This window comes from Rhizobium sp. ZW T2_16 (assembly GCF_044987325.1).
Classification (GTDB): Bacteria; Pseudomonadota; Alphaproteobacteria; order Rhizobiales; family Rhizobiaceae; genus Neorhizobium; species Neorhizobium cellulosilyticum.
In genome coordinates this window covers 91,207-97,896 of sequence record NZ_JBJDRG010000016.1, presented here as the reverse complement: position 1 = coordinate 97,896, position 6,690 = coordinate 91,207, and the positions used below count along the sequence as shown (strand labels likewise).

The following is a 6,690-nucleotide window of genomic DNA, read 5'->3' as shown; positions in this document are numbered from 1 at the left end:
CCGACTTAGCAATGTCGACTCCAATCGTGGTAATCTCTTCCATGGATGGCTCCTCCCATGCGGTTCCTAACAGCACCGCGAATATGGCACATCGCGATGCCGGCGGAGGAGCCGTCCACAGCATCAATTGCGGACGTTGCCTCAGTCTAGGACTCATGGTTTTTTGGATACTGAGATATCAAGATTGGCAACGATGCCCCGTCACTACAGAGAACAAGCATGCGCTTCCCAGAAGAAAGACTTTGGGACCACATTAACGATGGATGGAGCCGCATGTCGTTCAAACAGCGCAAGTTTTGGGACGCTATTAAGCGGCCACCTGAAGAATGGGAGTTGAAGGGTTACGGGCCTTGCTGGGTTGTCGCATTAATTGGCGAAATTGTGATTTACTACAACCATTATGAGCATGGGTTTAATCGATCACCGTGGTCGCAGTTTGGCGTCATCGAACGATATCAATCGCTGCAAGATGAGTTGGAGGGCGCGGTTCAGACGCAGCTCAATAGTCTTGAAGCAGGCTACGACGTTGGCCCGTGGACTAGCGGCCCAATCGCTGGGGAATATGCTGTCAAGCATACCCGATGACCGGTTTGGGCCGATAACGGACAACCCCGAACGTCTCCGCATCGTCCCAAAATCCCGAACGCAATATTCTTCCATGAAGGGATAGCTTCATGGGAACGCGACCCTATATTGCGGCATCTCCGGGGAACAACTTCCTCGCAATGTCGCCCTATACGAATGCGGTTCCCATGCCCCCCATTATTTCCGTACAGCAACTGACAAAGACCTATGGTAACGGGTTCGAGGCCCTGAAGGGCATCGATCTCGATATCGAGCGTGGCGAGATCCTCGCTTTGCTCGGGCCGAACGGCGCCGGCAAGACGACGCTGATCTCTATTGTCTGCGGTATCGTCAACCCGACCGGCGGCAAGGTGCTTGTCGGCGGGCATGATGTGGTCAAGGATTTTCGCCAGACGCGATCGCTGATCGGTCTCGTGCCGCAGGAGCTGACCACCGACCAGTTCGAAACGGTCTGGAACACGGTAAGCTTTTCCCGCGGCGTCTACGGCAAGAAGCCGAACCCGGCGCTGATCGAGAAGATTTTGCGCGAACTGTCCTTGTGGAAGAAGAAGGACAACATGTTGCGCGAACTTTCCGGCGGCATGAAGCGGCGCGTGCTGATCGCCAAGGCGCTGAGCCACGAGCCGGAAGTGCTGTTCCTCGACGAGCCGACAGCCGGCGTCGATGTCAGCCTGCGCCGCGACATGTGGGAAGTGGTCAAGCGGCTGCGCGAGGATGGCGTCACCATCATTCTGACCACCCATTATATCGAGGAGGCGGAAGAGATCGCCGACCGCGTAGGGGTCATCAATGGCGGGCAGCTATTGTTGCTGCAGGAAAAGACCGGGCTGATGAAACAGTTCGGCCGCAAGCAGATGAAACTCGAACTGACCGAGAAGCTGGACGAGATACCGCCGAGCCTTGCGGCCTTTTCGCTTTCGCTCAGTGAAGACGGCATGTCGCTTACGCATGAATACAGCCACGAGGAAAGCCAGGACAGCATTGCCTCGCTGCTTTCGGCGCTGACGGCGGCAGGCATCCATTTCCGGGATCTCTCGACCCGGCAAAGCTCGCTGGAGGACATTTTCGTTGCTCTGGTGGAGGAAAAGGCATGAATATCGAAGCGATCAAATCCATCTACTTCTTCGAGATGGCGCGCATGCGCCGCACGCTTTTGCAGAGCGTCATCTCGCCGGTCATCACCACTTCGCTCTATTTCATCGTCTTCGGCACGGCGATCGGTTCGCGCATCCAGTCGATCGAAGGTGTGTCCTACGGCTCGTTCATCACGCCGGGCCTGATCATGCTGACGCTTCTGACCCAATGCGTCGCGAACGGCTCGATCGGCATATACTTTCCGAAGTTCACCGGCACGATATACGAGATCCTGTCGGCGCCGGTGGCGATGACGGAAATCCTGATCGGTTATGTTGGTGCAGCCGCCAGCAAGGGGCTGATCATCGGGTTGATTATCCTCGCGACGGCTTCCTTCTTCGTCGATATCCGCATCGCCCATCCGTTCATGATGGTGCTCTTCCTTGTGCTCACCGCAATCACCTTCAGCCTGTTCGGCTTCATCATCGGTGTATGGGCGAAGAATTTCGAGCAGTTGAACATCGTGCCGATGCTTGTCGTGCCGCCGCTGACATTTTTGGGTGGAAGCTTCTATTCGATCGACATGCTGCCGCCATTCTGGCAGGCGGTAAGCCACTTGAACCCGGTTCTTTATCTCGTCAGCGGCTTTCGCTGGAGCTTCTATGAGATCGCCGACGTCAATCCGGTGATCAGCCTGATCATGATCGGCGTCTTTCTGGCTCTGTGCCTGTCGATGCTCGGCTGGATGTTCAAGACGGGCTATCGGCTGCGCAGCTGACGCGGAGAGGGCGATAGGCGGCTTATCCCCGCCTATCGCTTTGTCTTTCAACAGTCGGCCACTCTTATCCGAGCGACAGCTGGCGGCGTTCGCCGCGTGCGGCCATGACCGATGCGGCAAGCAGGCTGGCTGCCGCAAGAAGCATCACGACGGAAACCGGACCCTGGGTTTCGATCAGGAGGCCGCCGAGAACCGCGCCGCTCGAAATCGCGATCTGGAAGGCCGGGATCACCAGAGCGCCGGCGCTTTCCGCCTCATCCTGCGCATGGCGCACGACGAAACTCTGTACGCTGACCGGGAAGGCACCGAAGGCGAGGCCCCAGAATGCGATCGCAGTCGCCGCAACGGCAAGCGAGGCACCGCCAACGGCCAAAACGACGGCCGATGCGGCAACGAGCGTGGTGAACAGGACGATCGACAGGCGCGGGCTGCGTTCCGAAACCATGCCGCCGAGCATGTTGCCGAAAAAGCCTGCAACGCCATAGGCAAGCAGGATCAGCGAGATGGTTTCGACATCAAGCTGCGGCACCCGCTCCAGGAACGGACGGATATAGGTGAAACCGGCAAAATGGCCTGCAACGAAAAGCAGGATGGTGATCAGGCCGGTGCGGATTGCCGGCCGGCGCATCAGCGCCGCAAGCGTGCCAAGCCCGGCGTGACCGGTCGGCGGCAAAGCGGGCAGGAGCGTCGCCTGGGCGACCAATGCAACGAAGCCGACGGCAGCGGACAGATAGAATGCCGCCCGCCAGCCGAGCGTGTCGCCGATCCAGGCGCCGAGCGGCGCGGCACAGACGGTGGCAAGCGAAACGCCGGCCATGATGATGGCCATCGCGCGCGGCATCCGCGCCGGTGGGACGAGGCGCATGGCAAGTGCTGCCGACATGGCCCAGAAACCGCCGAGCCCGACGCCGAGAAGGATGCGGGCGGCGAATACCGTATAGATATCGGTGGCGATCGCGGCGAGGAGGCTGGAAATGACCAGAAGTGTCGTCAGCGCCAGAACTGTCCAGCGCCGGTCGATCTTGCGGGTTCCGATGATGACGCCGGGTCCGGCGATTGCGGCGATCACTGCGGTGGTGGTGATCGACTGGCCGGCGACGCCGGTGCCGACGCCGAGATCAGCCGAGAGCGGGGTCAACAGGCTGACGGGAAGGAATTCGGCAGTGACGAGGCCGAACACGCCCAAGGTCAACGAGGCGACTGCGCCCCAACGTGCGACATCATGTTCCGTTCGCGCTGCATCGTCAGATGATAAGGGGGTGCCGTGCATGAGATTCTCCTGAATTGCAGCCTATTTGGCTTTTGTCAGGAATAGGCGTGACGGACTGGCGTTTCCATGCTAGAAAATCCGACATGCTTGACAGATCGTCCAAATTCTCATCGTCGGCTGGAGCCGATCCCTTGTCGGAAATGCTGCGGGGCCTACGGCTCGACGGTGTCGAATACGGGCGTTGCCGGCTCGCGGACCCTTGGGCCACGGCCTTTCCGGCCGAGGATGCGGCGCGGTTTCATTTCATTTCGTCCGGCAGGGCGCTTCTCAAGGCGCCTTCAGGCGAATGGCTGCAGCTGAATGCCGGAGATGCCGTCATACTGCCGCGCGGTGACGCCCATGTGATAGCGAGTGCCGAGACTGTCGAGCCGCTGCCTTTCGGGCGTTACGGCAAGAAGCAGGTCTGTGAGGGCGTATTCGACATGCAATGCGCCGATGCACGTTGCGGCACGGTGGCGCTGACCGCGTCGATGCGCTTCAATATAGACAGGTTGCATCCGCTTCTGCAGCTCATGCCCGAAACGATACTGACCAGCGACCTTGCAACCAGCGAGCCGGCCATTCCGCATCTTCTGGATGCCATGGCGCGCGAGGTGGATATGGATCGGGTCGGCGCCGGCGGTATTCTGGCGCGGCTGGCGGATGTCCTGACGGCGACGATCATTCGCACCTGGGTCGAACACGGCTGCGGCAATACGAATGGCTGGATTGCGGCGGTGCGTAATCCGGAGGTCGGGCGGGTTCTCGCTGCCATTCACCTTGAGCCTGAACGTGACTGGTCTGTGGCCGAACTTGCGCGGCTGATGGGTGCCTCACGTTCCGGTTTCTCCGAGCGGTTTGCCCGCGTCGTCGGAGAAACGCCCGCCCGGTATGTTGCACTGGTGAGAATGCACCAGGCGCGTCTCTGGCTGAAGCAAGGCATGCGGGTAGCGACGGCGGCCGAAAAACTCGGTTATGACGCTGAAGCCTCGTTCAGCCGTGCCTTCAAGCGTATCATCGGACACCCACCAAGCCATTTTCGAGGCAAGCCGGATAGCGAAACGGCGCCTGACGAGATGGTCGAACTGGCCGCGGTCGGGTGAGGCGAAGGACGCGGGAACCGGCTCTGCCCATCCGATGGCGCGAGGAGCTGGAAGCCTGATGGACCGGCGGCGTTTCTCAAGCATGTCGTCACAATGAGACGGCGTGTGCCGGCTTGCCTAATCCCTTAGCCGCAACTCGTCTGTCTGCATGTTGAGCGAACTCAGCGTCGACAGAAAGCTCATGCCAAGCAGGCTTTCGTCCAGCATTCCGTCCTGGGCTACCATGGCGCGGACGTTTCTGCGCGAGATCGGGCCGATGGCGATCTCGTCGAGCCTGACGGGGGCGGCCATGGCAGGGCCGTTGGCGGTCATTACCCGGACAGTGTAGGCGAGGCCGCCGGTATCTATTCCGACTGCCGAGGCATCCTCGAAGGAGAGAACCACGCTGCTGGCACCGGTGTCGACGAGCATCGGGATGTTTTTTCCGTCGACCGCGACATCGGCCTGGAAATGCCCGCCGAGTGCCTTCTGGATGATGACCTCGTTTCCGTCGCTTCCCGTGACGACGACGGCTCGGCCGGGCATCAGCCCTGCGACCATGCGGCCGGCGAACTGGTTGGCGTCGTTTCTGTAAAGATAGGCGGCAACCAGTCCGAGGATGATGACCAGCCAGATGGCGAGATTGCGTAATGCCTCGTTCATGCCGCCGCGGCGACCGGCAAGAATGCCGGCACCAAGCAGGCCGGCAATCGGGACGAGATAGATGAGTTGGCCGAAATCGTTGTTGTCGATGCCGAAGGTCTGGCCCGACGAATGGTTGAAGACCAGCAGCGCAAGGCCTGCGCCGAGCACGAGAAGCACGAAGGTCAGTCCGTTCATGTGATCTGGCGCTCCTTTGCTATTTTCTGTCGTCTGGTCTCCCGCCGCGGTTTTCGTTCGACCGTTTCCAGCCGGGCGGTAAGCCCGTCCATGATCGAATGCCGCTCGGCATCGGAATAGTCGATCCAGCCGGCAATCTCGTCGCGCGTGCGGCCGCAACCAAAGCAATAGCCGGTTTTCAGGTCGATCGAACAGACAAGGATGCAGGGCGAAATCATGCAAACCTATATCGGAGGTTCAGGCGATCAGGGCAAGGGTCGAAAGAAGCACGATTTCGCTAACCTGTTGTGTGGCGCCGATCGTATCGCCCGTATGGCCGCCAAGCTTGCGGCGGACGAAAGCGGTAAAGAACTGGCCGGCGGCGGCGCAGACGAGGATCGCAAAGATCGCAACCGGAATGCCGAGGTGAGAGGCGATGAAGATCAGCCCCATCACGCCGCCGATCAGCAGTGCAAGGTTACGCGAGCCCCGTTCGGGTGCGCCGATGGCCACCGCCACGCCGTTTGTTCGGGCAGGCGGGAGCGCGCTCCAGTGCCAGATCATTACCGAGCGGCTGAGGCAGGCCGCGGCTAGCATCGAGACTGCCGCCAGGCTGGAATCGAACCGGGCGAGTGCCGCGAGCGATGCTGCGCGCAGCAGGAAGGACAAAAGCATTGCAACGACACCGTAGGAGCCGATACGGCTGTCTTTCATGATCGCGAGCGCATGTTCGCGGTCACGTCCGCCGCCCAGCCCATCGGCTGCATCCGCAAGGCCATCTTCATGCAGCGCGCCGGTCAACAGAACCATCAGTGACAGAGCAATCATGCTCGTCACAAGCGCGTCACCCGTCTGCGACAACATGTAAAGCACGAGTGCGGGGACGAGCGCGATCAGCACGCCGGCAAGCGGAAATGCCCTGACTGCACGGGAAAACGAGCCGCTTTGACCGAGAAAGAAACGGTCCGGCACGGGGATGCGGCTGAGAAATGCGACCGAGCGGGCTAGGTCGGCGATGAAATCCGTCGCGTTTGGCAGTTGTCGCTCCCGATATAGGCGATTAAGAGATGCGCACACAAAGCGCGATTTGCCGGTGAACACAA

At 60.3% G+C, this 6,690-nt stretch carries 8 protein-coding genes; 4 read left to right on the top strand and 4 right to left on the bottom strand.

Going from position 1 to position 6,690, the window contains the following annotated elements; genetic code table 11:
• Positions 1-219 precede the first annotated feature (219 nt).
• The 3 genes from ACI3K0_RS24760 (at position 220) to ACI3K0_RS24750 (ending at position 2,437) form a co-directional block, all read left to right on the top strand.
• Complete coding sequence (locus ACI3K0_RS24760) at positions 220-585, top strand: hypothetical protein (protein ID WP_183686137.1); 366 nt, start codon at positions 220-222, stop codon at positions 583-585.
• 167 nt (positions 586-752) lie between these two features.
• Entirely contained in the window at positions 753-1,679 is a 927-nt protein-coding gene (locus ACI3K0_RS24755) for an ABC transporter ATP-binding protein (protein WP_148148518.1), read from the top strand.
• Positions 1,676-2,437: an ABC transporter permease gene (locus tag ACI3K0_RS24750; RefSeq protein WP_148148502.1), complete on the top strand. Its 762-nt coding sequence runs from the start codon at positions 1,676-1,678 to the stop codon at positions 2,435-2,437. Before ACI3K0_RS24755 ends, ACI3K0_RS24750 begins: the two co-directional genes overlap by 4 nt.
• Positions 2,438-2,501: 64 nt before the next feature.
• Here ACI3K0_RS24750 and ACI3K0_RS24745 read toward each other — a convergent pair whose 3' ends face one another.
• Positions 2,502-3,707: an MFS transporter gene (locus tag ACI3K0_RS24745; protein WP_183821743.1), complete on the bottom strand. Its 1,206-nt coding sequence runs from the start codon at positions 3,705-3,707 to the stop codon at positions 2,502-2,504.
• Between the two features lie 83 nt (positions 3,708-3,790).
• Here ACI3K0_RS24745 and ACI3K0_RS24740 point away from each other — a divergent pair, with 83 nt between their 5' ends.
• Positions 3,791-4,789, top strand: a complete 999-nt coding sequence (locus ACI3K0_RS24740; protein WP_183821742.1) for an AraC family transcriptional regulator — start codon at positions 3,791-3,793, stop codon at positions 4,787-4,789.
• A 117-nt stretch (positions 4,790-4,906) separates the two neighbouring features.
• On the opposite strand, the gene ACI3K0_RS24735 is transcribed toward ACI3K0_RS24740, so the two are convergent.
• The 3 genes from ACI3K0_RS24735 to cobS are packed head-to-tail and all read right to left on the bottom strand — an operon-like array spanning position 4,907 to position 6,664.
• Positions 4,907-5,608 carry a TIGR02281 family clan AA aspartic protease gene (locus ACI3K0_RS24735; protein ID WP_148148499.1) on the bottom strand — a complete coding sequence of 234 codons (702 nt, stop codon included), beginning with the start codon at positions 5,606-5,608 and terminating at the stop codon, positions 4,907-4,909.
• Positions 5,605-5,826 (bottom strand): DUF1289 domain-containing protein, encoded by a 222-nt coding sequence (locus ACI3K0_RS24730; RefSeq protein WP_148148498.1) that lies wholly within the window; start codon positions 5,824-5,826, stop codon positions 5,605-5,607. Before ACI3K0_RS24730 ends, ACI3K0_RS24735 begins: the two co-directional genes overlap by 4 nt.
• A gap of 19 nt (positions 5,827-5,845) precedes the next feature.
• Positions 5,846-6,664: an adenosylcobinamide-GDP ribazoletransferase gene (gene cobS / locus ACI3K0_RS24725; RefSeq protein WP_404946410.1), complete on the bottom strand. Its 819-nt coding sequence runs from the start codon at positions 6,662-6,664 to the stop codon at positions 5,846-5,848.
• Positions 6,665-6,690 lie beyond the last annotated feature (26 nt).

Bases quoted from the DNA above. Each gene is read 5' to 3' on its own strand.
- ACI3K0_RS24745 (WP_183821743.1), bottom strand. From the start codon at position 3,707: ATGCACGGCACCCCCTTATCATCTGACGATGCAGCGCGAACGGAACAT.
- ACI3K0_RS24755 (WP_148148518.1), top strand. From the start codon at position 753: ATGCCCCCCATTATTTCCGTACAGCAACTGACAAAGACCTATGGTAAC.
- ACI3K0_RS24730 (WP_148148498.1), bottom strand. From the start codon at position 5,826: ATGATTTCGCCCTGCATCCTTGTCTGTTCGATCGACCTGAAAACCGGC.
- ACI3K0_RS24740 (WP_183821742.1), top strand. From the start codon at position 3,791: ATGCTTGACAGATCGTCCAAATTCTCATCGTCGGCTGGAGCCGATCCC.
- ACI3K0_RS24750 (WP_148148502.1), top strand. From the start codon at position 1,676: ATGAATATCGAAGCGATCAAATCCATCTACTTCTTCGAGATGGCGCGC.
- ACI3K0_RS24735 (WP_148148499.1), bottom strand. From the start codon at position 5,608: ATGAACGGACTGACCTTCGTGCTTCTCGTGCTCGGCGCAGGCCTTGCG.
- ACI3K0_RS24760 (WP_183686137.1), top strand. From the start codon at position 220: ATGCGCTTCCCAGAAGAAAGACTTTGGGACCACATTAACGATGGATGG.